We start from the raw sequence: 23818 nt of genomic DNA, 5'->3' as shown, positions 1-23818 counted from the left end.
TTAATAAAAGTTGAAAATTATACTATTATGTCAGTTCCTTATAAACAAAAAGAAATTCAAAACTTTGCAAAAGATGCTCCTACCATGTACTATGAAGGGAACGCGGCTATTCCATTAAATGATTTGACTTCCATCCAGAAAATGAGAATCATCAAAAACGGTATCTCAAAAGACTATCTCGAAACCTTTAAAAAGGCAGCCTCACTGGATTATGATTCACTTGCCAATGCGCTTTCTGTAACTCGCGCTACGCTTATAAATAAAAAAGGAGCACAGAAATTCAGCGATCAGATCAGTGAGAAAATCGTTTCGCTTGCAGATTTGTATTCGTTTGGTTATGAAGTGTTTGAAGATAAAGACAACTTTAACAAATGGATGTTTATCCCCAACCAAGCATTAGGTGGTTTGGCTCCTTTTGACATCATAGATAACTATTACGGGAAGGAAGAGGTGCGTAATTTGATTGGTCGTATTGCTTACGGTGTTTATTCTTAATCATGCTGGTTTACAGAATCAGTAAAACCCAATACGCCCATGATTTGAGCGGAACGGGCGCAAAATTATTTGGAGGCCGATGGAATCACATTGATACACCTTGTATTTATACGGCTTCAAGCCGCTCGCTGGCGGTTTTGGAATATTCGGTCAATGTAAATGTGGATTTTATTCCGAGGGCATTGAACATTTGTGTTTTTGAGATAGACGAAAGTCAAATCAAAGAAATCAAAATCAAGAAACTGCCGGGTGACTGGAAAGATGTTCCAGCTCCGTTTTCTACCAAGGATTTCGGAACAAAACTACTGGAGAAAGGAACGGCAATCATTCAAATTCCATCGATTGTAATTCCAGATGAATTTAATTTCATTCTGAATCCATTGGCTCAGGATAAGGCATTTAAACTATTGGAAATAAGGGATTTCGTTTATGATTTACGGATCAAAACAATTGATTAAACTTCCGCTGTTTTATTGGCCAATTGTCCACAAGCCGCATCGATGTCACCTCCGCGGCTTTTTCTGACCATCACCGTAATTCCGGCTTTTTCAAGTTCTCTCACATAACGTTGTTCCGCTTCAATGCTTCGATGGTCAAATTTTCCTTCACCGATGGGATTATATTGGATTAAATTCACTTTTGACGGGACTTGGTGACAATATTTGATGAGGGCTTTTATGTCTTCTTCGCCATCATTGATTCCGCCCCAAACACAATATTCAAACGTAATTTTCGAACCGGTTTCTTTGTACCAATATTGTAAACTTTCCATGATTTCGGTCAATGGGAATTTCTCGGAAAACGGCATGATGTCATTTCGTTTTGACTCAATAGCCGAATGAAGAGAAAGTGCCAGTTTGACTTTGAGCTTCTCATCGGCCAACATTTTAATCATTTTGGGAATTCCAGATGTGGAAACGGTAATTCGTCTGGCCGACATGCCCAATCCTTCATCGGTCGTGATTTTCCGTATGGCATCCACCACATTTTTATAGTTCATCATGGGTTCGCCCATTCCCATAAAAACGATGTTGGAAAGCGGTCGGTCAAAGTATTCTTTACTTTGTCTGTCGATTAAAGCAACCTGATCGACGATTTCGGCAACTTCCAAATTCCGCATGCGTTTTAGTTTGGCGGTTGCACAAAATTCGCAGTTCAATGAACATCCTACTTGCGATGAAACACAAGCTGTAGTGCGGGTTTCAGTCGGAATGAGTACAGATTCAACCATCAATCCGTCGTGTAATTTCACACCGTTTTTGATGGTTCCGTCATTGGATTTCTGCAATAAATCGACGCTTGCATTTTGAATGGAGAATTCCTGATTCAATTCTTCACGTAATTTTTTAGATAAATTGGTCATATCCTCAAACGTATGGGCGTTTTTCTTCCAGAGCCATTCATAAATCTGTTTGGCCCGGAAAGGTTTTTCACCTACCGAAATCAGATGAGATTCCAAATCGTTGAGGGATAATTTCCGGATGTCCTTTTTAGTCAAAACTTCAGCATTCAAAATTCTTTGCAAAATTCGGAATTAAAAATGAGAAAACAACTATGGTGAAAATCAATTACCAGCCACCGCCGCCGCCGCCACCACCGCCACCGCCGGAAAATCCACCACCGCCTGAACCTGAACCGCTGCTACTGGGAGCAATGGTAGAAGAAGCGATGGAACGTGAAAATCCGTCACTGAATGAATTGCTGATGTTGGAAGTAAAGCCATGCATTCCACCGGTAAACCATTCATTTTTATATTCCTGATTGTTGGTTTTCAGGTAGTTGTTAAATTTTTCTCCCCAAATGCCGTCCACCCCCAAAACCATTGCATAAGGAAGCATTTTTTCAAAAAGCTCTGGTGTCATTTTGGGAGGATTGTGGAATTTAATCTGTTGATTTTCAGCTGCGGATAAATACATTTTAAATCCTTCAATCTGTGAAACTTGCTGGAGATATGCAGGGTCAGGTCTTTCGATGAAAAATTTAAAAAAGCTGAGCAATATGAAACTGACAATCAGAAAAATATAAGCCAGATTGAATGGTTCTATCTGATTGTCAATGAATTTCCAATATAAAAGAAATCCACCCAAAGGCAATAATGGCCAAATCCAGAAAAACAATGATTTATAACGTAAAGTCGGAGTGGCATAGATGAAAATGTAATACAAAAACATTCCTATGTATAAGAATATTCCAAAAATTAATTTATTGATATTGAATAAATTAAGATAAGAAAAGATCAAAACCAACCAATAAATTCCTGAAATTACCAGAAATGGAATGATGAGTTTATTCCGGTTATTTCCTTTTTGAATCAGCGGCTTATTCTTATCGGTAACCTTTTCTTTGAATTTATTGACCATCGAAGCGATACCGGAATCGTATTGACCATCTATGGTCAACGAACTAGAGATGCTGTTGAGCAAATTTCTCTCTTCAGATGTGAGATTGGTTGAGTCATTTTTAAGTTTGGTAATTTTGTATGAAGTGCTTTTCGTCAATCCAAAAAATTGAGATTTTGAGGTTTCTTCGATTTTGACAAATCCTTTTACTGCTAAGTTTATAAAAGTGGCGGTAATAAGATTGTGATTGTATTTGCCGTTGTTCAGATAACCAATTGAAGCAGGGGACTGGTTCATGGGTGGTTCGAATTGAGGAACAACTGTCGGCTTTTTTGGGTCAATTCCAAATCGGTACCATAAAAAGCCAAATAAAGCGAGCAATAATCCGGAAAAGCCGGCCAATATTTTGGAAAGATTATTGGGTTTAAGTGCCGCAGGAAGTTCAGGTTCCCGGACAATTCCTTTGGAAAATCCAACCGCAACAGTGAGTCCGTTACCCGGACCTAAATTTTTTGCAGTCCATTGAATGCTCGTTGGCGAAAGAATTTTTACTTCGCAATTATTTTCAGAACTTCTGTATTGTCCTGTATAACAAGCATTTTGTAGCATTTCAACACCTTCCGGAAGATGGATGGTTGCAGATGCATTTTCAATCGGAAAATTCCAATAATTCCCTGTGCTGTTCCAGTACAATTCGTCAAAATCATCAAAAAATCCGATCTGTCGGAAGGTTTCATAGATGATTTCGTATTCGTAAACACCGCTTTGAAGGTAGACATCTTCATCACCGATGTAAATCACATAATTATTGTTTTCATGAACCGTATGATAAGGTTCTTTTTTGTTGTCCCTTTTTATGGATTTGATCTTGTATTTGACAAAAAAAGATTTTTCTTGGATATTCCTTTTGATAGGCAGTGTGCGAAAGATTCCTCTCTGAATCTGGTTGTTGTTGGCATTGACTTTTATCTTTTCGGTAACGGTGATTTTGGAAGTGGTATCTACAACTATTTCCGTATGGAAATCAATGATCCGCTCCAGATAATTGCTATAATTCTGGGCAAACCCCCAATTGGAAATCAATAAAAATAAAACCAAAAAGATGATTGTAGAGAGGTATAATCGTTTCATAATTAGAATTTTACGTTCGGAATACTTCTTTCGGCTTCATTTTCAATCTCGAAGAACGGATATTTTTCAAATTTGAAAGAATTGGCCACTATATTGCTCGGGAAAGATTCCGTCAAGATATTGTAATCTCTTGTAGTTCCGTTGTAATAACGACGGGCTTTTTCAATTTCGCCTTCTAAATTGGAAAGTTCGCTTTGCAATTGTTGGAAGTTAGTATTGGCCTTTAAATCGGGATAATTTTCTGCCAACGCCATAACGTTCATCAACGCACGGCTTAAATCCTTTTCTGCGGCTTGTTTGTCTTCAACCGAGCTGGCTCCCATGGCTCGCGAACGTGCTTGCGTAATGTTTTCCAACGTTTCTTTTTCATGCGTTGCATAGCCTTTTACCGTTTCTACCAGATTGGGAATTAAATCGTACCGTTTTTTCAGGAAAACATCAATTCCGCTCCAAGCTTCTTGTACAAGGTTTCTGAGCTTGACTAATTTGTTATAAACCGCAATAAAATAGAATGCGATAATTAAGATAATTGCACCAATAGTTAGTAAAAAAAACATTCGTTAAAATTTTTAAGTTTTAACGAATGTATGAAAAAAATTGATTGTTTTTTATCTTAATGAGTTGATTTACAAGATCAACATCGCATCACCGTAAGAATAAAATTTGTATTTTTCTTTTACGGCTTCCTTATAAGCTTTCATCAGGAAATCATGTCCCGCAAAAGCGCTCACCATCATAATTAGAGTCGATTTAGGCGTATGGAAATTGGTAATCATACAATTGGCCACGCCAAACTCATACGGCGGATGGATAAATTTATTGGTCCAACCATTGAATGGATTCAAATGATTGCTGGCTGAAACCGAACTTTCAATGGCGCGCATAGAAGTGGTTCCCACTGCACAAACCCTTTTCTTTTCATCTATTGCCTTGTTTACAATCAAAGCGGTTTCTTCAGGAATGATGGCTTGTTCAGATTCCATTTTATGTTTGGAAAGATCTTCAACTTCCACAGGAGCAAAAGTCCCCAGGCCAACATGAAGTGTCAATTCTGCAAATTCCACTCCTTTAATTTCCAGTCTTTTCAGCAAATGCTTTGAGAAATGCAGTCCGGCTGTGGGAGCAGCAACGGCACCTTCATGTTTGGCATAAATTGTTTGATATCTCTCGGCATCATCAGCTGTCACTTCTCTCTTGATATACTTTGGAAGAGGTGTTTCTCCTAATTCTTCAAGTGCACGACGGAATTCGTCATAAGAACCGTCGAAAAGGAATCTCAAAGTTCTTCCTCTTGAGGTTGTATTGTCCACAACTTCTGCGACCAGACTGTCATCATCACCAAAAAATAATTTATTTCCGATTCTGATTTTTCTTGCCGGGTCTACCAATACGTCCCACAAACGGGTTTCCGCATCGAGTTCGCGTAGCAAGAAAACTTCTATTTTGGCTCCGGTTTTTTCTTTATTTCCCATCAGACGTGCAGGAAAAACCTTGGTGTTGTTCATGATCATAACATCACCTTCGTCAAAATAATCAATTAAATCCTTGAATAATTTGTGTTCGATGGTCTGCGTTTTTCTGTCCAGAACCATCAGTTTAGCTTCATCTCTTTGTTCAGAAGGATGTTCTGCTAAAAGTTCTTCAGGAAGTTTAAAATTAAAATCGGAGGTTTTCATTTTCATATCGCAAAATTTTGGTGCAAATATACGCCTTCGCGACAGGCGTTGTCAAGTGAAATGGTAATTATGTTTCTCATTTAATGAAAATCATTCAAAAATTAGTATTAATTAGGAATCCTAACTATATTTGTAAAAAAATCAATCTTTATGGCTAAATCAGTATTTTATCATGCAGGATGTCCTGTATGCGTCAGTGCAGAGCACGACATTGTAAATCTCGTAGGAGAATCAAATGTTGAAGTTGTACATCTGGGAGATGACAATTCCCGGATTGAAGAAGCAGAAAATGCGGGTGTAAAATCTGTTCCGGCATTGGTAACGCCCAACGGACATGTATTACACATCAATTTTGGCGCCTCAATGGCAGATGTGAAAGGTTAAACTTTGAGAGTTGTTTTTCGTTCAAGTGAAAAACAACTCTTTTTAATTAAATTTATTATGAAAGTAGCAGTCTGGGATACCTATGTGCCTTTAAAAAACGGAAAAATTATGCATTTCGATATCATCGCGCCACAGGAAATAAGAGATGAGAATGTCATTTTCAGGTTTGGGAAAGAATATCTCAAATCAAAAAATATTTCGGAACTGGAATTAAGTTCAAAAGAATGTAGTTTCTGTCATATTGAAGAATTAAAACCGGAGTGGGAAAGCGAGATTAATTCGAAAGGTTACTATATTTACGAGATGGAAAACTGTCATTAATTCCATAGGTCGGATTATGGATTTAAATCAAAAAATAGTTGTGTCGCTTGAGAGGATTTCACAGGCGTTTCGTGTTTTGCTGTGGAATGAAAGCAAACAACTCGGCTTGAGTCCCATTCAGATTCAGATTCTGAATTTTCTGCTGACTCATAGCCGCGAAAAAAGAAAAATCAGTTATCTGGCCAAAGAATTTGACTTAACCAAAGCCACCATCAGCGATTCCGTCAAAATTCTATTTCGGAAATCTTTTGTGGATAAAGAGTATGCCCCGAAAGATTCGCGCAGTTATACGCTTCATCTTACTTCAAAAGGATTGGAAACAGCCACCAAAACGTCAGTTTTTTTTAGTCAGATTGAAAATTCGGTTGATAAATTACCTCAGAGCGAAAAAGAAAATCTGCTTATCAATCTCATTGGGATTATTGAAGCGCTACACAACTCCGGTGTCATATCCATGCAGCGTATGTGTTTTTCATGTTCGCATTATTCTCGGGATTATGACGGTAATCCGCATTTCTGTAAACTGATGAATCGTTCTCTTTTGAATCAGGATTTGCAGATAAATTGTCCTGAATTTGAAAGTATAAAGATTCCGCCAATAGTTTGACGGATGAAAGGGATTATGTATTTTTGTTTTCCTTAAATTAAATGCAGATGAAATTCAGATTTTTTTCGGCCTTGATTGTATTGGTCTTAATTTGGAATTGTGATTCAAAAAAAGAAGAAATAGAAGTGGGAAGCATTACGGAACGATCTCCTGAAGAACTTGCTTCATTTGTTGAGTATGCGCCTTCCTTTACCTTTAATTCGATCCAGGGAAATCAAATTTCGCTTTCAGATTTGAAAGGAAAATATCTGTATGTTGACGTTTGGGCTACTTGGTGTCGTCCTTGTCTGCAACAGTTGCCTGCAATGAAAGAACTGGAAGAAAAATACAGAGATACCAATATAGAATTTGTAAGTATTTCGGTTGATAATGACCGCGATAAAGCGAAATGGCAGAAAATGGTTCAGGAAAAGCAAATGGGTGGTGTTCAACTTTTTGCAGGTAAAAGAACAAGTTTTCATCAGGATTATAAAATTTCAACCATACCGAAGTTTTTACTGATCGGAAAAGACGGAGAAATCATCGACGACAATGCACCGCGACCAATGGATTATGCAACAGGCGGAATCAATCAACAGTTGGTTACGGTTTTTGAAGATTTACTGAAAAAATAAATTATGCAGGAAGAGAATAAAAATCAGGAAGAATTCTATAAGAAATTCAAAGAAAGACTCGATGATACGACAGAATTTCCCTCAAATTATACTTTTAAATTCATAGTTCCGACCGATAATAAACGCATTGCAGAAGTTCAACGTGTATTTGATGGTGCACGTCCTCAATTTTCAATGAAAGAATCAAAAACCGGTAAATACACTTCAGTAACTGTGGTGACTTATGTTCTGGATGCCGACCAGGTAATACATTATTACAAATCTGCTGCTTCAATTGAGGACGTGATGATGCTGTAATTTTTGAATCAGAATCTTTGTTCTAAATCAAATTCCTGAATTCTAACTTCTAATTTTTATCTTTGCATCCGCAAATTTTAAGTATGTCATTAGAAAAAGAAATCAGCCGAAGAAAAACATTTGGTATCGTTGCTCACCCGGATGCCGGGAAAACAACGCTAACTGAAAAATTACTTCTATTCGGTGGGGCGATTCAGGAAGCCGGTGCTGTAAAAAGCAATAAAATCAAAAAAGGAGCGACTTCCGACTTTATGGAGATCGAGCGGCAGCGTGGTATTTCTGTTGCTACTTCTGTTTTGGCATTTGATTACAAAGACAAAAAAATCAACATTCTCGATACGCCCGGACACAAAGATTTTGCCGAAGATACTTTCCGAACACTGACTGCGGTTGATTCCGTAATTGTAGTGGTTGACGTCGCAAAAGGCGTGGAGGAACAGACTGAAAAACTCGTTGAAGTTTGCCGTATGCGAAATATTCCCATGCTGGTTTTTGTCAATAAAATGGATCGCGAAGGAAAAGATGCTTTTGACCTGATGGATGAAATTGAACAAAAACTGAGCTTGCGTGTGACGCCACTTTCATGGCCAATCGGAATCGGAGCGACTTTCAAAGGAATTTACAATATATGGGAAAAGAACATCGGGCTTTTTTCAAATGAGAACAAACAGAAAATTTCTGAAGCTATTGCATTTGATAATCTGGAAGATACTGAACTTGACAATATTATAGGCGAAAAGTTTGCAGAAAACCTCCGCAATGAAATTGAACTTGTAACCGAGGTTTATCCGGCTTTTGATGAAAAAGAATATATGAGCGGAAGTTTACAGCCTGTATTTTTTGGCTCGGCTTTGAATAATTTTGGAGTTCGGGAATTATTGGATGCTTTTGTGGATATCGCACCACATCCACAATCAAAAGAAACTGACACAAGAATTGTTGAGCCATTTGAAAATAATTTTTCAGGTTTTGTTTTTAAAATTCATGCCAATATGGATCCGAAACACAGAGACCGCCTTGCATTTGTGAAAATCGTTTCGGGTAAATTTGAACGAAATAAAAACTATCTGCATGTACGGCAGAATAAAAACATGAAATTCAGTAGTCCGAATGCATTTTTTGCCGATAAAAAAGAAATCGTGGATGAAAGTTTTGCGGGTGACATTGTAGGTTTACACGACACAGGGAACTTCCGAATTGGCGATACACTGACAGAAGGGGAAAAAATGATGTTCAAAGGAATCCCGTCTTTCTCACCTGAACATTTCCGTTATATAAACAATGCAGATCCTATGAAAGCTAAGCAATTAGAGAAGGGCGTTGATCAATTAATGGATGAAGGAGTTGCACAATTATTTACGCTTGAAATGAATAATCGTAAAATCATTGGAACTGTTGGGGCACTTCAATATGAAGTGATTCAATACCGTTTGGAACATGAATACGGTGCAAAAGTTACCTACGAACCGATTTCAATTTTCAAGGCTTGCTGGGTTGATGTAGAAGACGAAAAATCTGCTGAATTTCAGGAATTTAAAAGAGTTAAACAGAAATATTTGGCACGTGATAAATTTAATCAGTTAGTGTTTCTAGCCGATTCTTCTTTTACGATTCAGATGACCCAGGAGAAATATCCATCTGTGAAACTACACTTTGTGAGCGAATTTTAAAGATTAACTTTACACATATAATAAAAGGAAACCTTTTTAGGGTTTCCTTTTATATTTTTAGTAAAAACTAAAAATTGATAAAAACACATTAATTATTAATTAATCCATGATTTCACTTATGATGTTTCCGTTTTTGGATTGAAAAAAGTTTTCACATAAGATGAAAAAGATTAAAAAACAATAAAAAAATAGAAAAGTCAGTTTTTGCAGCATGGGTATGAATTTGATTACAAGATGTGAAATTTACTTAAAGGTTGCGTTATTTTGTCAATAAAATGTTAAACTTCATAAGTTTTAACATATGGGTGAAAAAATTGTAACTTCGGGGTTCAAATTAAACTTCACAATGAAATATTTGTTTTTTATTTTTCTCCTGGCAGGTTTTTTTGCTAACGCTCAGGTTCTCAATCATAAAAAAGAATTTACCCGTCAGGATTCTCTTCGGGGAACCGATAATGAATTTAGAAATTGGTGGAATGTTTTACGATATGACATTTCGGTGGAACCCGATTTTGATAAAAAATTCATTAAGGGAAAAAACATGATTGAATTTGAAATTACCGGAAATAATCCGGGAAAAATTATGCAGATTGATTTGCAGGAACCGATGAAGCTAGGGAAAGTTAAGCTCAATGGCAAAGAAGTAAAGAAAGTTATTCGCGAAGGAAACGTTTACTTTTTGCATTTGAATCAGAAATTCCAAACCAATTCTAAACATAAACTCGAACTTGAATTCTCAGGAAATCCGCGTGTAGCCAAAAATGCACCTTGGGATGGTGGATGGATTTTTACAAAAGATGCGAAAGGAAGACCTTGGATGACGGTTGCCTGTCAGGGATTGGGTGCAAGTGTTTGGTTTCCCAACAAAGATTATCAGGGAGATGAGCCTGATAAAGGCGCAAGTCTGGCAATGACCGTACCGGAAGATCTTATTGCCATCGGCAACGGCAGATTGGTTGATATGAGTCAGATAGGCGATAAACTGGAGTTTGTTTGGGAGGTGAAAAATCCGATTAATAATTATAATATTACCCCTTACATCGGGCATTTTACCGAAATAAAAGATATCTACAAAGGCGAAAAAGGTGATCTGACTTTGAATTATTGGGTGCTGGATTTTAACCGTGACAAAGCGGAAAAACAGTTGGTTCAGACAAAAGATATGTTGAAGTCATTTGAACATTGGTTCGGGCCTTATCCTTTTTATGAAGATGGCTATAAACTGGTGGAGACCTCACATTTGGGAATGGAGCACCAGAGTGCGATTGCCTATGGAAATCATTTCGAAAACGGTTATTTGGGTCGCGATTTATCGGAGTCGGGTTGGGGGATGAAATGGGATTTTATTCTGATTCACGAGTCAGGTCATGAATGGTTTGGAAACAGCATTACAACAAAAGATGTGGCTGATATGTGGGTGCATGAAGCCTTTACTTCCTATTCGGAAACGCTTCATACGCATCAGTTATTTGGAAAAGAAGCCGGCAATGATTACGTAATCGGGACGCGGGGGAAAATTCAGAATGACATTCCCATGATCGGTGTTTACGGAGTAAACCAGGAGGGAAGCGGTGATATTTACTACAAAGGCGCCAATATGATTCACACATTCAGGCAGTTGTTAGAGGATGATGATAAGTTTCGACAGATTTTACGCGGAATGAATGAGAAATTTTATCATCAGACTGTTACTACAAAAGACATTGAAGACTATATGAGCCAAATGAGTGGCATAGATCTGACTGAATTTTTCAATCAATATTTGCGTACAACCATGATTCCGACGCTCGAATATAAGATCAATGGGAATGAAATCACTTATCGTTGGACCAACGTAGTGGATAAATTCGATATGCCGGTGAAAATTGCGAATTCAGAAATTTGGCTTTTTCCCAATTCTGAATGGAAAACTGAAAAATTAAAAGATGGTTGGGAAAAGAATTTCAGAATTGACCGGAATTTCTATATTCTTATGAAAGAGGTTTGATTTTTGAGATTAAATAGATATGAATTCTCAAAAAATCATATTGTTTGACGGCGTTTGTAATCTTTGCAATTCCACAGTACAGAAAGTGATTGAAAACGATTATAAAAACCAGTTTAAATTTGCTTCGCTCCAATCAGAATTCGGACAGGAATTTTTAAAGAAAAATGATTTGTCTACTGAAGAATTCAATTCTATCATTCTTGTAGATGGCAATAAATATTTTAACAAATCAGATGCTGCTTTGCACATTGGAAGAGAGTTAAAAGGAATTTATAAATGGTCGAAATTATTATTTGTTTTCCCAAAATTCATTCGTGATTTTGTGTATGACATCATCTCCCAAAACCGTTACAGATGGTTTGGAAAGCAAGAAAGCTGCTGGTTGCCTACACCCGATTTACAGGAAAAGTTCCTGAATTGATTATTCAAAATACTGTAAAGGATGAAGCAGATGATCCTGCTCTTTTTCTTCTCTTTTTTGATAAATTTCCACTCCGCGTTCGATTTCCTTTTTATAGTCAGATTGTGTGGCATATAAAACGTCTTTGGGATTGGTTTTATCGAATTTTTCGTCAGATAAAATGGCGAAAATTCGTTTTTTCTGCTTATTATATTTTTTAGGATTCAGTCGATCCGGAATTTCAACTTTAACCCTTGCATAAGCCATGCCCATCACAGGAATTGTTTCAATTACGTATATTTTTCCTTCTTCAAGCATTGCTGTTACATAAGAAGAATTGGAAGCACCAATCCAAAAAGCATGCTCGCCCGGATCGCATTCGTAACGTATGTAACCCGCGCCGGCAAATTTGCCGATAAATTGATCATAATCGAAATAACGGAAGTTGATTAAATAAGCAGTACTGCTTGTCCGGACAAAATAAACCACCGACTTGCCTTCAGAAGGATTTTCAAGCTCAATGCTTTTGTCTTTATAGGTAATAGTTGTAAAAGTTTTTTCTTTTGGCTCATTGCTTTCTTTATTAATTATTTGAATTTCAGCAATCTGATCCTGATTATAAGTTAAGTTATCATCAGTTTCTATTGATTTCACCGAAGAATTATACAAAAATTCCTTTTCAAGACTTTGGGCATTTGTAAAAGTGATTTTATCATCATAATCAAATTCCAGACTGAAGAAAGAAATCTTTTCATTATTTACCAAAGTAATCGTCCCGGCCTGAATTTTATCGCCTACCTGAAATGAATCCTGTGCAGTAACCCAAACAGCGACCGAGAATAAAATAATTGAAATAAATAGTCTCATGTTTAAATTTTTGTCAAAAATAAGATTTTCACTGACTTGTAGAAATGCTTTGTGTCAGATTTAAATTTTATCGATTAAATGAAACTTAAAAACAATTTTATGGTTCAATTTTTCTAATTTAGCCTAATTCGTAATGAATTATTTAAAACATATATAAAAATTAATAATGAAAAAAATATTTGCATTTTCCCTTATTTTCGTCTTTCAATTCGGTCTTTCTCAGGATATCAAAGAAAAATCACTTCTTTGGGAAATCTCAGGCAAAGGTTTATCCCAACCTTCTTATCTATTCGGAACCGTTCACATTGCCTGTCAGGGCGAAGTGGAAATGCGTCCTGAACTTCAGAATGCATTTGATAAAACCGAACAACTCATTCTGGAACTTGATATGGACGAACCGTCTTTGATGACCAAAATGATGCAGGCTTCACTTGCAACAGACGGAAAAAAGGTTTCAGAAAAACTTGGCGACGAACTTTCTGCAAAAGTAGATTCGCTAATCACGGCAAAAATGGGTATGAGTCTGGCAATGTTTGAAAACCTCAACCTTCCGACTATCTCTGTTCAGCTCGGAATGCTGGCCATTGATTGTCCCATGGATTTAGGCTACGATATGATGCTTTTGTCAGAAGCACAGGCGCTTAAAAGAGAAGTGAAAGGGTTGGAAACTCCTGAAGCACAGATTGATGTTTTGTTTGCCATGACCAACGAAGATGCTATGCAATCTATTTCTTATCTGGTCAATAATTTTGATGAAGCTGAGCAACAACTTCGGGAACTTTTGGAATATTACCGAAATCAGGATGTGCAAGCCTTGTATAATTTCACGAAAGAGTCCTTTGAAGACCCGAAATATCCACAGGGAAATCTAGAAGATTTTCTGGACAAAAGAAACGAAAACTGGATACCTGTAATTGAAAAAGAAATCAAGACTACACCGAGTTTAATAGCAGTCGGTGCAGCGCATCTGGCAGGCGAGAAAGGTGTGATCAATCTGCTCAGAAAGCAAGGCTATAAGGTGAAAGCTGTTTTATGAAAAGAATAATTTTTTGTGGAATGATGCTGCTTATGCATTATTCCGTTTTGAGTCAAAACATGAAAATTCCATTTGAATCATCTGACGGAAGCCAAACTTCCACTTATTTTGAAACCATTGATTTCTGGAAAAATCTGGCAGAAAATTCGGAGAAAATTCAGATAACGGAAAAAGGATTGACCGATTCGGGATTTCCGCTTCATTTGGTTTTAATTTCGAATTCAGGCGAATTTGATTTAAAGAAAATTCAATCAGAAAATAAATCCATCTTGCTGATTAACAATGGAATTCACCCCGGAGAACCCGATGGAATCGACGCCAGTATGTTGCTCGCACGAGATATTTCCGATTGTAAATTCAAACTTCCCGATAACCTCGTTTTGGCCATCATTCCGGTGTATAATATTGGCGGAATGCTGAACCGCAGCGAAAACTATCGGGTCGATCAAAATGGTCCCGATGAATTCGGTTCACGCGGAAACGGTCAGAATCTGGATTTAAACCGTGATTATATTAAGTGCGATTCTAAAAATGCGCGTTCATTTACAGAAATATTTCATGAATTAAACCCGGACGTTTTTGTGGATAATCATGTCAGCAACGGAGCGGATTATCAGCATGTTATGACTTTGCTGACTTCACAACACAGCAAATTGGGCGGTGAAATGGGTGAGTACATCAACCGGGTTTTTGAGCCTGCTATGTATAAATCCATGCAGAAAAAAGGTTATGATCTGATTCCTTATGTAAATGTTTGGGGAAAAACGCCGGACAACGGTTGGAATGAGTATGTCGATTCGCCTCGTTATTCGAGCGGTTTTGGGACACTGTGGAGCAGCTTTTGTTTCGTGCCGGAAACGCATATGCTGAAACCTTATGCACAACGGGTTGATGCGACTTACGAACTGATGGTTTCCTTTATAGAATTCACTTCAGCAAACAGTAAGGAAATAAAATCACTTCGAAATCAAACCATTGCAAAGGAAATTTCGCAAAAAGAATTCACCATCGGTTGGAAACATAATCCGGATAAATTTCAGTATTATCTTTTCAAAGGATTTGAAGCCGGATATAAAAAGAGTGAAGTTTCCGGTTTGGACAGATTGTATTATGACCGAAATAAACCTTACGAAAAACAAATTCCGATTTATAATCAATTTGATGCCGAAATTGTTGTCAAAAAACCGCAAGCTTACATCATTCCGCAAGGTTGGTGGAAGGTCGTTGATTTGTTAAAACTGAATCAGGTTGAAATGAAACAATTGGAAAAAGATACGGAAATAGAAGTGGAAGTTTATAAAATTGAAAATTATGAAGCTGCGCCAGTTGCCTATGAATCACGTCATATCAATTCAAAAGTAGAAATTTCCAAAACTCTGGTAAAAAAGCAGTTCAGAAAGGGAGATTGGTACATTCCGATGAACCAAAAAGCCAATCGTTTTTTGATGGAAACACTAGAACCTCAAGCGATGGATTCTTATTTTGCCTGGAACTTTTTTGATGGTATTCTGCAACAAAAAGAAGGTTTTTCACCATATGTTTTTGAGGACATCGCTGCCCAATATTTAAAAGAAAATCCGGAGTTGCGTAAAAAACTGGAAGCAAAGAAAAACTCAGATTCTGAATTTGCGCAAAATGCTTATGCCCAACTCATGTTTGTGTATGAAAATTCATCATGGACAGAGCCGGAATTCATGCAGTATCCGGTTTTTAGGGTTTTGAATTAGATTGTTTTATTGGGCTCCACTATTTTCACTAGCGAATCTTAACTTTTTATCAATAGCTACTCCGTTTTCATCAGTTATAGGCTTAAATTTTAAACCATACTTTTTAAAATTAGTGTGGATATCGTTGAGAATAGCTAATGAAATTTGTGAAAAATCAGAGTTATCTGACTCCACGGATTTAACCAATCCGAAATTCCCATCTTTGAAAATAGTAAATTCAATTATGGCTTTACCTTCAGGGACAGCATCTCCATATTTTTCCAATACTTTGCTAAATTCTTCCACATACAATTCGCTAAAGCTTTTGGAATTACAGAATTCTTTGGCGGTTTTATTTTTTACATTTTCACAACCCAATAAATAAGGATTTTCTGTACTCTCTTGGGCATATGTAAAATGCACGGTTGCCACTAATAACAAAATCAAATATATTTTCATGATTTCGAATTTTTTTTACTTCCTTCATAAATATCATACCGCAAAAAATCACATTCGAGTTTTCCGTTGAAGACTTTAACTTTTTTGGAAGGTTTGAGTCCAACGAATTTTTTGGCCGATAAATCAGAAGTGATAAACCACGCAAATGTGTTGGGATAATGGTTTTTTAGTGTATCGCCGATTGCTTTGTACAAAACTTCGTTATCGCTTTCAATTCGTTCGTTATAAGGCGGATTAAAAACAATCAAAACCGGAAATAAATCCTTTTCCGATTGGAAAAAGTCCTTCATTTTGACTTCGATGAAATCCTCCAAATCAGCGTGTGTGATATTTTCTTCCGCTATTTTCAGCATCGTAGGATTGATGTCGTATCCCACTATTTTTCCACTAAATTCCCTGATTCGGTTCAATCTTGTTTCTTTTATTTTTTCAAATAATTCTCCATCAAAATCCTTCCAATTCTCAAATGCAAATCTTTTCCGATGGATTTGAGGGGGAATATTGGCCGCTATCAAAGCCGCTTCGGTCAGAATCGTTCCGGAACCACACATGGGATCGAGGAAATTTCCTTTTCCGTCCCATCCGGCAATTTTCAATAAACCTGCCGCCAAAACCTCATTGATAGGCGCTTTTCCATGTTCGGTTTTATAGCCGCGTTTATGTAAAGATTCACCACTACTATCAAGAGAAAGTGTGATCTTATCATGGCTGATGTGCAGGTTGAAGTATACATCGGGCTGGAATTTGTCCACGCTTGGGCGTTTTCCGAACTTCTCCTGAAATCGATCTACCAATGCGTCTTTCATTTTTAAGGAAGCATAATGCGAATGCGTAAAATAATCTGAATGAACCGTAGAATCTATGATGAAAGTTTGGTTTAAATCGAGATAATCTTCCCAAGGAAATTTCTTAAATCGATCATATAATTGAAATTCGTTTTTAGCTGAAAATGAATGAATTGGTTTTAAAATGCGAAGTGCAGTATATAAACTGTAATTGGCTTTATAAAGAAATCCGATGTCACCGTGAAATTCGACCAAACGATTTTTGATTTCCACATCGGCTGCGCCCAATGACTTTAATTCTTCTGCCAAAACAGTTTCGAAACCGAAAAAAGTTTTGGCTTGCATTCTGAAATTTTCCAAAATTAAATTTTATGCAAAATTAAGGTTTTTAATTTCTGTAGCGAACCGAAATATGTCCGGAAATGGTTTTTCCTTCTTCAACAGTGATAATGTACCAATAATCTCCTGAAGGAACCGGATTGCCAAGATACTTTCCATCCCATCTGAAAGAATTGTTCAGTGGTCTGTCCACAAACATTTTACCGTAACGGTCAAAGATTTTTATATGCGCATCAGGATATGCATCCAAACCTCTGATTTCCCAGAAATCATTTTTTCCGTCTCCGTTTGGTGAAATAAGATTCGGAACACCCAGTACACCAAAGGATTTCGCAGTGGAAATACAACCATACTTAGTTTTCACGATTAAATCATAAATTCCACCTGGGACATTGTGAATAATGTAATCTCCTGTCCAGGTGAGTCCATTGTTATAGCTGTACTGATAGGGTGGAAGTCCTCCATTGGCTGAAATGATAATGGTATGTTCGTTTACTTCAATATTTGTAATAACAGGCTGATTGTCAAAAATTACTTCCACTTCGCGCCGCGCCGGACAAGCCAAATCTGCCGATGTAACTTCAAGCGTATAAATGCCGGCAGCAGGAAAATTTACAGTACTTTGACTGCTTATATGGTTTCCATTTGCGTCAAACCAGGCGTATGTCTGAAAAGGATCAAAGAACTGATAATTTTTAGTGTCATAATTACAGAATGCGATGTATTCAGGTAAAACAAATTCCGGAACGGGATTTACTTCGATTCTGAATTCAGCTACGCCACCGCAGTTGCCATCCATGTCAATTGCTCTTGCATAAATGGTTTGCGGACTGGTAGTATTTGTATAATCAGTAGGATTCGCAATCGGATTATTTCCTGTTGCTGCATCCTGAGGCGTTAAATGGTAAGTGATGGTTGTATTTGTCAATCCCAACTGAAGATTTACCTGATTGTTGATATTGGTCAGATTAAACAAGGTAAATCCGTCATTGAGCTCATCGGGCGAATCACATTCGTAGTATATCTCATTGATTTCGGTCGTATTGATAACGGTTTCAAGCTGAACTTCAACTACTGTAAAACACCCAAATTCGTTTTCGATACGCACGAAAACTGTTGAACTCTGTGCAGGTGGTGTGTAAATAAGCGGCAATGGGTTGATTTCGTTTTCAGCATCATTTTCTGTTAGATAATAATTGAAATCAAGTCCGGTTGTATTTATAACAACGAGTTCGTTTAAGTTTTCCAGATTGAAGGTTGCAGGCCCTACCATGCTGCATTCTTCCGTTTGGGCATCGTTGGCAACGGGCGCTGCATGATAAATTAGTTGGAAAGATCCGTACTGAACACACCCCTGAAGGCTGACTATACGCACCCAAATTGTTTGAGGCGCTGAAATGTTCGGATAATTTTCAGGATTCCCAATTGCGCCTGTTCCGTTTATAGCTCCGTTTTCATCCAGGTGGTATGTGATTGTAAACTGAGCAGGGTCGTTTCCATTCAGGACGGCTTCTTCATTTTCTGTCAAATCGGTTACTATGCCAGTCAGAATCTGATTCCCGGAACAGTTTTCCAGATCGGGCAGGGCATAGCTCATTTCACCGGCCGCAATTGCAATTAAATCAAATGAACCATACTGAACGCATCCTTCAGCATCTGTCATTCGCACCCAGATAGTTTGAGGCGAAGAAATATTTTCATAGTTTGTCGCATTGATGATGGCGTTGTTGCCACTCAGTGCATCGTTATTGTCTAAATGATAAGTTATAGTGTAATCAGCCGGATTGTTTCCGTTGAGGATGGCTGTTTCATTATCAGATAAATTGAATGGAATTCCTGTAAGAATATGGCTTGAAGAACAATATTCGAGGTTTGGAATTTCATGTGTAAGTTCTGAAGCGGCAAGCAGATTCAGTTCAAATTGTGCAATGATGTAACAACCGATTACATCTTCCATTCGTACAAAAATTGTCTGAGCACCCGAATTATATGCATTTGGTGTCGTGATATTATTTGTGTTTCCCGCATTGGCATCTGCTTCAGAAGTATAGTAACGAATCAGCACACCAGTCTGAAGTCCCACCATCTGATTTCCGATTTGAGTCAAATCAAATATTTCTGTCTGGTTGTTGTCGGAATCACATACTTCAAGTAAATTATCATGTGGGTTTACGGTAGGTGTAACACCAAGGATGACGGGAATTTCATAAGTATTATTTTCTTCGTTGAATTCAATTACGGTACTTTCGCCGGTTCCATCATCATCCACGCTTAGAATGAGTGTAAAGGCATTGGGCACCGTATCCGGGATTGTAAGCGAAATCGTTCCGTTTTCCGATCCGCCTATCTCGATATCGTTATCTGTGGTGGATGTACCAATCAGGATATCATCTGCATAGAAAGCAATGGGAGTTCCCTCCGGTAGAACATCGGTCGCAATTGTATTGTAAACAGTATAATCTAAAATTATGTCTCGTTCGTCGCAGCCGCCCAGAGTTGCGTTACCTGAAATGGTGGCATCGGGAACTTCGGAATTGAGAACTAAGACCAGATTATTCATAATTATGGCATCTGCCTGTGGAGGATTTGAATTATTTCCGGAATGTAACTCAATTATTAATGAATTGTCTCCAATATTTGTGTAATCATTTATATTGAAATAATCCAAATCCATATTGTAAAGTTGGTTACTTCCGGTAAAACTATTGGTTCCGTTAAATACATTATTTGCAGGATTAAGAGGTGGGTTGGATATCAGACTACCATTAATTTTTAAAGTTTCATTATAGGCTAATGGTGCATCTCCCTCCCAAGCAAGAAAAGCAATTTTGTTTCCTACCAGGTGTAATACATTTAAATTTGTAAGTTCAATTAATAAATCTTGGTTCCCTGAGTCTACTCTTTCAAAACCATCATAAATATTGACCAAATTATTGGTTAAATCCGGTTCTGTATAAATAATTAAAATTGACCAACCTCCGAAATTCGTTCCATTATTGCAATATTCTAAACTATTGATAACTCCTGATAAATCAAAATCTGAAAAAGTATAGGTTCCGTTTCCTGTTGTCTGAACCAAAGCTGTTATGTCTGAAAAAGCTCCATATACGGGTTTAGTTGCAAGAGTCGTGGTGAATGTTCTATCCACGACCATATCAATTCCATTTAATTTCACATCCAAATCCCCTTCGGATAGAGACCCTGATCCGGCCCAATATAAATAAGCGGCTACAATTTCTTGAGTTGGAGATAAATTTAGGGTGGCACTTGATTGAGAGAGCACATAACACTGTGAATCTGCTCCTGTATTGGCGTGATCGTTCAATGTATTCCCAATCATGGTAAAATCATATTTCCCTAAAAACTGGGTATAAAGTGCTATATCCTGACTCAAAGATTTTACCGAAATCAGAATAGGTATCAAGAGGGTATAATATTTTATCATTAAGTACTTAAATTAATTTATAATCACCGGCGAACTGTTATATGACCTGATACTGATTTTCCTTCTTCAACAGTGATAATGTACCAATAATCTCCTGAAGGAACCGGATTGCCAAGGTATTTTCCATCCCATTTGAAATCAGTTGTCAAAGGTCTGTCCACAAACATTTTACCGTAGCGGTCAAAAATTCTGATGTGTGCATCAGGATAAGCTTCCAATGCTCTGATCTCCCAGACATCATTTTTACCGTCTCCGTTTGGCGTAATCAGATTGGGCACACCCAAAACTCCGAAAGTTTTGGCCTCAGAAATACATCCGTATTTGCTTTTTACAATCAGATCATAGATTCCACCCGGAACGCTTTGCAATATGTAATTGTTGCTCCAGGTCAGACCATTGTCAATGCTGTACTGATAAGGTGCCAATGCTCCTGTAGCAGATATTATAACTGTATTTTCATTTACTTCAATATTGGTGATGATGGGTTGCGTATCAAAAATTACTTCGATTTCGCGTTTTGCAGAACATTCATTTAAATCACCGATAACTTCAAGCGTATAAGTTCCCTCTGACTCAAAACTCACTGTGTTTTGTGTGCTCACAATATTTCCTACGGAATCTGTCCATGTGTAAGAAGTAAATACACCCGGGAATTCATAATTTTTTTCATCATAATTACAGAAAACCACTGATTCAGGTAATTCAAATTCTGGCACAGGAAGAACTTCTATACGGAAATCCACGACGCCAGCACATCCGTTTATTCCGTCGCTTGCAACTGCATAAATTGTTTGAGGTGAAGTTGTGTTTTGATACTGAGTAGGATTTGTGATTTCGTTTATCCCCATCAGAGCATCATCAAAACTTGTATAATATTTTATTGTATAATTATCTCCGCCTAATGAATTTTCAACGTCCTCATGCATTAAAGTCAGATCAAAAACAGTAATACCATCACTAATTTCATAAGGATCATCACATGCACGAAGTGAATCTTCCAGTTCATTGTGAATCAATTCGGTATCCAACATAATTCTGGCGATATCAAAACATCCGTTTTCATTTTCGATACGTACAAAGAGGATTTGATCGGGTTCCACGTTTGTATAATTCTCAGGCAAAGCACCGGTATTGTTAAAAGCATCGTTCTGTGTCAAGTGGTAAGTAAAAGTCAGATTTGCTGTAGAACCGGTAACTAAAAACTCATTTAAAGTTGTTAGATCATAATTAGCGATTTCGTTCAGACTACAGTTTACGATAGGCATAATTACATCTACTGCTTCCGGTGACTGTATAAATTCTATTGTAAAAGTCTGACTGCCTTCACAGGTTCCTGCCTGGTTTTTCACTAAAACAGTTATGACAGTGGGAGAGGAAGTAACTTCATAATTTGCAGGATTGGTTATGAGTGTTCCTGCAGCTGTATAATATTCGTAAGTAACATTGATTCCGTCTGTCTGAACAATCTCATTGTTTGTTAAATCCACAAATTCAGAATTATCATTCAGATTGTCACAAATTATAAGTTCATCGGCTTGTAATAATGGGAATTCACCTACTTCCAGCGAAAGTTCTTCCAGTTTAGGACAAGCTTCATCTCCCAAAGCCGGATTATAGATTTTTACATAAACTACCTGTAAATAAGCAGTTTCGTTTGTGTAGGCTTCCGGATTTGGAATCAGTTGGGTACCAGCTTCATCCAGATAAAATTCATAAATGAGCCCCACGGTAGAGCTCAACACCAGGTTGGGAGCAAAGTCCAGCATATTAAATTCTGCAAAACCATCACCATCATCGTCACATTCAGGATAGCTGGCGGGAGCAGTCTCAGGACCGATTCCGACTTCCAAAGTAAGTTCAGCGATTTCATAACAACCGTCTTCATTTTCCACTCTTACATATACAGTGACAGGCCCACCTGCTGAATTGACTTCAAAATTATCAAAATTTAAAATCTGGTCGAGTTCAATTTCCTCTTCGGCTCCTTCCAGGGTGTTGTAATAGGTGTAAATATATTCTGGAGAGCTTATATTTTCATTGTAAGAAGACAAATCATAAAAATAAATTCCATCTTCCGTACATTGGAAATCTTCGACATTTTCAGTTTCAGGTGAATTGCTGAAAACAAGGTTTACACCCACGGTAGTGGAACATGAACCGGATGTAATCAAAACTTCATAGTAGCCTGTTTCGGTAGCATTATAAATCTGTGTATTGGCACCGGGGATTTCTTCTCCATTGAAAAACCATTGGAATTCGGCATCCGGAGCCTGAACATTTACAATCAGCGAATATTGTGTCAGATCGCAAAGCGTTTCGTCTTCACCGACTTCGGCTCCGGTCATGTCAATAATAGTTCCACCCAGACTGAATGAGCCTGCTTCGAGAAATACTGCAGAATCATATTGGTGATCTCCGGCGTCAGTAACAATAAGGCGTATATGGTATGTTTCTCCGGGGATTACTTCAGAATAAGCTGTTAAAGGAGTGGTTCTCCCGCCATACTGAATATCATTAAACGGTCCAGGAACATAATAGGTATCATCACCACATCCTTGGTTGTTTACATTGTTAATGGTTACCCAATCGCCGTTTGGAAGTGTTGCAATATTCTTTCCGCTTAACCCCGGGTCAGGTGTAATGCCCGGTCCACTGATGATAAATCCAAAAGCATCATTGAAAGTACTGCTACAGGAAAAAGTAGGATGTTCTTCCGAAGCAAAAATATAATTGAAAGATATTTCATTACCGAACGGAACAAAATCAAATTCAAAAACGGTTGTATTTTCTGTATCCCAATCGGCAAGAGTGCTGGCATCTGGGTCCATTGGCTGACCTGCCGAACCATCTGCCCAACCGGTGCCAGGTCCATCCGAAACAATACCTCCGCTGGGGCCGACTGCACGTCTGGCAAAACCTGAAGTCATAACAATTCCACTTTCAAAAGGAAAATCGGAAGTTCCTTTTTCAAAATATCCCCAGCTTCTGTTATTATTTGGAAATTGTGCTTGGGGATTATCTATGAGTTCAAAATTACTGATATCTGAGCATTCACCACCATCAATCAGCACCTCTCTTGTGAGATTTTCTGCGTCCAGAGCGGATTCCGGAGCTTCCGTAGGATTCACTACAATCGATTGACTGTATAGAGAAATGCTTAATACAGATAATATAAAAAATAGAATTGACCTCATGTTACGTGTGTTAAACTCACGAATTTAACGATTATTTTTCCTTTAGTCAAAAAATTAACTTTGTTG

At 37.6% G+C, this 23818-nt stretch carries 21 protein-coding genes; 12 read left to right on the top strand and 9 right to left on the bottom strand.

Going from position 1 to position 23818, the window contains the following annotated elements:
• Positions 1 to 27 precede the first annotated feature (27 nt).
• Positions 28 to 495 carry a type II RES/Xre toxin-antitoxin system antitoxin gene (gene parS, locus WBF63_RS03815; RefSeq protein ID WP_424368370.1) on the top strand — a complete coding sequence of 156 codons (468 nt, stop codon included), beginning with the start codon at positions 28 to 30 and terminating at the stop codon, positions 493 to 495.
• Between the two features lie 2 nt (positions 496 to 497).
• Positions 498 to 953 (top strand): RES family NAD+ phosphorylase, encoded by a 456-nt coding sequence (locus WBF63_RS03810; protein ID WP_424368369.1) that lies wholly within the window; start codon positions 498 to 500, stop codon positions 951 to 953.
• On the opposite strand, the gene rlmN is transcribed toward WBF63_RS03810, so the two are convergent.
• The 4 genes from rlmN to queA form a co-directional block, all read right to left on the bottom strand.
• Entirely contained in the window at positions 950 to 2020 is a 1071-nt protein-coding gene (gene rlmN / locus WBF63_RS03805; RefSeq protein WP_424368368.1) for a 23S rRNA (adenine(2503)-C(2))-methyltransferase RlmN, read from the bottom strand. The genes WBF63_RS03810 and rlmN overlap by 4 nt on opposite strands.
• Positions 2021 to 2063: 43 nt before the next feature.
• Positions 2064 to 3965 carry a DUF2207 domain-containing protein gene (locus WBF63_RS03800; RefSeq protein WP_424368367.1) on the bottom strand — a complete coding sequence of 634 codons (1902 nt, stop codon included), beginning with the start codon at positions 3963 to 3965 and terminating at the stop codon, positions 2064 to 2066.
• Between the two features lie 2 nt (positions 3966 to 3967).
• Positions 3968 to 4522 (bottom strand): LemA family protein, encoded by a 555-nt coding sequence (locus WBF63_RS03795; protein ID WP_424368366.1) that lies wholly within the window; start codon positions 4520 to 4522, stop codon positions 3968 to 3970.
• A 69-nt stretch (positions 4523 to 4591) separates the two neighbouring features.
• Complete coding sequence (gene queA, locus WBF63_RS03790) at positions 4592 to 5641, bottom strand: tRNA preQ1(34) S-adenosylmethionine ribosyltransferase-isomerase QueA (RefSeq protein ID WP_424368405.1); 1050 nt, start codon at positions 5639 to 5641, stop codon at positions 4592 to 4594.
• A 150-nt stretch (positions 5642 to 5791) separates the two neighbouring features.
• Here queA and WBF63_RS03785 point away from each other — a divergent pair, with 150 nt between their 5' ends.
• From WBF63_RS03785 to WBF63_RS03750, 8 genes are all read left to right on the top strand, one after another.
• Positions 5792 to 6025: a thioredoxin family protein gene (locus WBF63_RS03785; RefSeq protein ID WP_424368365.1), complete on the top strand. Its 234-nt coding sequence runs from the start codon at positions 5792 to 5794 to the stop codon at positions 6023 to 6025.
• Positions 6026 to 6082: 57 nt separating this feature from the next.
• On the top strand, positions 6083 to 6346 hold the full coding sequence (locus tag WBF63_RS03780; protein ID WP_424368364.1) for a DUF2024 family protein: 264 nt from the start codon (positions 6083 to 6085) through the stop codon (positions 6344 to 6346).
• A gap of 16 nt (positions 6347 to 6362) precedes the next feature.
• Positions 6363 to 6953 carry a MarR family winged helix-turn-helix transcriptional regulator gene (locus tag WBF63_RS03775; RefSeq protein WP_424368363.1) on the top strand — a complete coding sequence of 197 codons (591 nt, stop codon included), beginning with the start codon at positions 6363 to 6365 and terminating at the stop codon, positions 6951 to 6953.
• A 47-nt stretch (positions 6954 to 7000) separates the two neighbouring features.
• Positions 7001 to 7567 (top strand): TlpA family protein disulfide reductase, encoded by a 567-nt coding sequence (locus WBF63_RS03770; RefSeq protein ID WP_424368362.1) that lies wholly within the window; start codon positions 7001 to 7003, stop codon positions 7565 to 7567.
• Between the two features lie 3 nt (positions 7568 to 7570).
• Positions 7571 to 7864, top strand: a complete 294-nt coding sequence (locus tag WBF63_RS03765; protein ID WP_424368361.1) for a DUF493 domain-containing protein — start codon at positions 7571 to 7573, stop codon at positions 7862 to 7864.
• Positions 7865 to 7947: 83 nt separating this feature from the next.
• Positions 7948 to 9534 (top strand): peptide chain release factor 3, encoded by a 1587-nt coding sequence (locus WBF63_RS03760; RefSeq protein ID WP_424368360.1) that lies wholly within the window; start codon positions 7948 to 7950, stop codon positions 9532 to 9534.
• 346 nt (positions 9535 to 9880) lie between these two features.
• Positions 9881 to 11521, top strand: a complete 1641-nt coding sequence (locus tag WBF63_RS03755; RefSeq protein WP_424368359.1) for a M1 family metallopeptidase — start codon at positions 9881 to 9883, stop codon at positions 11519 to 11521.
• 19 nt (positions 11522 to 11540) lie between these two features.
• Entirely contained in the window at positions 11541 to 11942 is a 402-nt protein-coding gene (locus tag WBF63_RS03750; protein WP_424368358.1) for a thiol-disulfide oxidoreductase DCC family protein, read from the top strand.
• Here WBF63_RS03750 and WBF63_RS03745 read toward each other — a convergent pair whose 3' ends face one another.
• On the bottom strand, positions 11943 to 12788 hold the full coding sequence (locus tag WBF63_RS03745; protein ID WP_424368357.1) for a hypothetical protein: 846 nt from the start codon (positions 12786 to 12788) through the stop codon (positions 11943 to 11945). It lies immediately after the preceding gene.
• 166 nt (positions 12789 to 12954) lie between these two features.
• On the opposite strand from WBF63_RS03745, the gene WBF63_RS03740 reads away from it, so the two are divergent.
• Together WBF63_RS03740 and WBF63_RS03735 are read left to right on the top strand one after the other, a co-directional pair.
• Positions 12955 to 13824 carry a TraB/GumN family protein gene (locus WBF63_RS03740; protein WP_424368356.1) on the top strand — a complete coding sequence of 290 codons (870 nt, stop codon included), beginning with the start codon at positions 12955 to 12957 and terminating at the stop codon, positions 13822 to 13824.
• Positions 13821 to 15551 carry a M14 family metallopeptidase gene (locus WBF63_RS03735; RefSeq protein WP_424368355.1) on the top strand — a complete coding sequence of 577 codons (1731 nt, stop codon included), beginning with the start codon at positions 13821 to 13823 and terminating at the stop codon, positions 15549 to 15551. The genes WBF63_RS03740 and WBF63_RS03735 overlap by 4 nt, the downstream gene beginning before the upstream one ends.
• A gap of 6 nt (positions 15552 to 15557) precedes the next feature.
• On the opposite strand, the gene WBF63_RS03730 is transcribed toward WBF63_RS03735, so the two are convergent.
• From WBF63_RS03730 to WBF63_RS03715, 4 genes are read right to left on the bottom strand one after another with little or no spacing between them, the layout of a single operon-like run.
• Positions 15558 to 15989: a hypothetical protein gene (locus WBF63_RS03730; RefSeq protein WP_424368354.1), complete on the bottom strand. Its 432-nt coding sequence runs from the start codon at positions 15987 to 15989 to the stop codon at positions 15558 to 15560.
• Positions 15986 to 17119, bottom strand: coding sequence for a THUMP domain-containing class I SAM-dependent RNA methyltransferase (locus WBF63_RS03725; protein ID WP_424368404.1), 1134 nt, complete (start codon positions 17117 to 17119; stop codon positions 15986 to 15988). The genes WBF63_RS03730 and WBF63_RS03725 overlap by 4 nt, the downstream gene beginning before the upstream one ends.
• 43 nt (positions 17120 to 17162) lie before the next feature.
• Positions 17163 to 20558: a T9SS type B sorting domain-containing protein gene (locus WBF63_RS03720; protein ID WP_424368353.1), complete on the bottom strand. Its 3396-nt coding sequence runs from the start codon at positions 20556 to 20558 to the stop codon at positions 17163 to 17165.
• A 23-nt stretch (positions 20559 to 20581) separates the two neighbouring features.
• Positions 20582 to 23752 carry a choice-of-anchor L domain-containing protein gene (locus WBF63_RS03715; RefSeq protein WP_424368352.1) on the bottom strand — a complete coding sequence of 1057 codons (3171 nt, stop codon included), beginning with the start codon at positions 23750 to 23752 and terminating at the stop codon, positions 20582 to 20584.
• Positions 23753 to 23818: the final 66 nt, after the last annotated feature.

Origin of the sequence: Moheibacter sp. (assembly GCF_049672845.1) — a bacterium.
Taxonomy (GTDB): domain Bacteria; phylum Bacteroidota; class Bacteroidia; order Flavobacteriales; family Weeksellaceae; genus Moheibacter.
Note: the sequence above shows the minus strand (reverse complement) of the source record. Positions and strands in the feature narration are given on the sequence as shown.

Excerpts from the sequence above, each read along its gene's own strand:
- parS (WP_424368370.1), top strand. The coding sequence starts at position 28 with ATGTCAGTTCCTTATAAACAAAAAGAAATTCAAAACTTTGCAAAAGAT.
- WBF63_RS03810 (WP_424368369.1), top strand. The coding sequence starts at position 498 with ATGCTGGTTTACAGAATCAGTAAAACCCAATACGCCCATGATTTGAGC.
- WBF63_RS03800 (WP_424368367.1), bottom strand. The coding sequence starts at position 3,965 with ATGAAACGATTATACCTCTCTACAATCATCTTTTTGGTTTTATTTTTA.
- WBF63_RS03795 (WP_424368366.1), bottom strand. The coding sequence starts at position 4,522 with ATGTTTTTTTTACTAACTATTGGTGCAATTATCTTAATTATCGCATTC.
- queA (WP_424368405.1), bottom strand. The coding sequence starts at position 5,641 with ATGAAAACCTCCGATTTTAATTTTAAACTTCCTGAAGAACTTTTAGCA.
- WBF63_RS03785 (WP_424368365.1), top strand. The coding sequence starts at position 5,792 with ATGGCTAAATCAGTATTTTATCATGCAGGATGTCCTGTATGCGTCAGT.
- WBF63_RS03780 (WP_424368364.1), top strand. The coding sequence starts at position 6,083 with ATGAAAGTAGCAGTCTGGGATACCTATGTGCCTTTAAAAAACGGAAAA.
- WBF63_RS03775 (WP_424368363.1), top strand. The coding sequence starts at position 6,363 with ATGGATTTAAATCAAAAAATAGTTGTGTCGCTTGAGAGGATTTCACAG.
- WBF63_RS03770 (WP_424368362.1), top strand. The coding sequence starts at position 7,001 with ATGAAATTCAGATTTTTTTCGGCCTTGATTGTATTGGTCTTAATTTGG.
- WBF63_RS03765 (WP_424368361.1), top strand. The coding sequence starts at position 7,571 with ATGCAGGAAGAGAATAAAAATCAGGAAGAATTCTATAAGAAATTCAAA.
- WBF63_RS03760 (WP_424368360.1), top strand. The coding sequence starts at position 7,948 with ATGTCATTAGAAAAAGAAATCAGCCGAAGAAAAACATTTGGTATCGTT.
- WBF63_RS03755 (WP_424368359.1), top strand. The coding sequence starts at position 9,881 with ATGAAATATTTGTTTTTTATTTTTCTCCTGGCAGGTTTTTTTGCTAAC.
- WBF63_RS03750 (WP_424368358.1), top strand. The coding sequence starts at position 11,541 with ATGAATTCTCAAAAAATCATATTGTTTGACGGCGTTTGTAATCTTTGC.
- WBF63_RS03745 (WP_424368357.1), bottom strand. The coding sequence starts at position 12,788 with ATGAGACTATTTATTTCAATTATTTTATTCTCGGTCGCTGTTTGGGTT.
- WBF63_RS03740 (WP_424368356.1), top strand. The coding sequence starts at position 12,955 with ATGAAAAAAATATTTGCATTTTCCCTTATTTTCGTCTTTCAATTCGGT.
- WBF63_RS03735 (WP_424368355.1), top strand. The coding sequence starts at position 13,821 with ATGAAAAGAATAATTTTTTGTGGAATGATGCTGCTTATGCATTATTCC.
- WBF63_RS03730 (WP_424368354.1), bottom strand. The coding sequence starts at position 15,989 with ATGAAAATATATTTGATTTTGTTATTAGTGGCAACCGTGCATTTTACA.
- WBF63_RS03725 (WP_424368404.1), bottom strand. The coding sequence starts at position 17,119 with ATGCAAGCCAAAACTTTTTTCGGTTTCGAAACTGTTTTGGCAGAAGAA.
- WBF63_RS03720 (WP_424368353.1), bottom strand. The coding sequence starts at position 20,558 with ATGATAAAATATTATACCCTCTTGATACCTATTCTGATTTCGGTAAAA.
- WBF63_RS03715 (WP_424368352.1), bottom strand. The coding sequence starts at position 23,752 with ATGAGGTCAATTCTATTTTTTATATTATCTGTATTAAGCATTTCTCTA.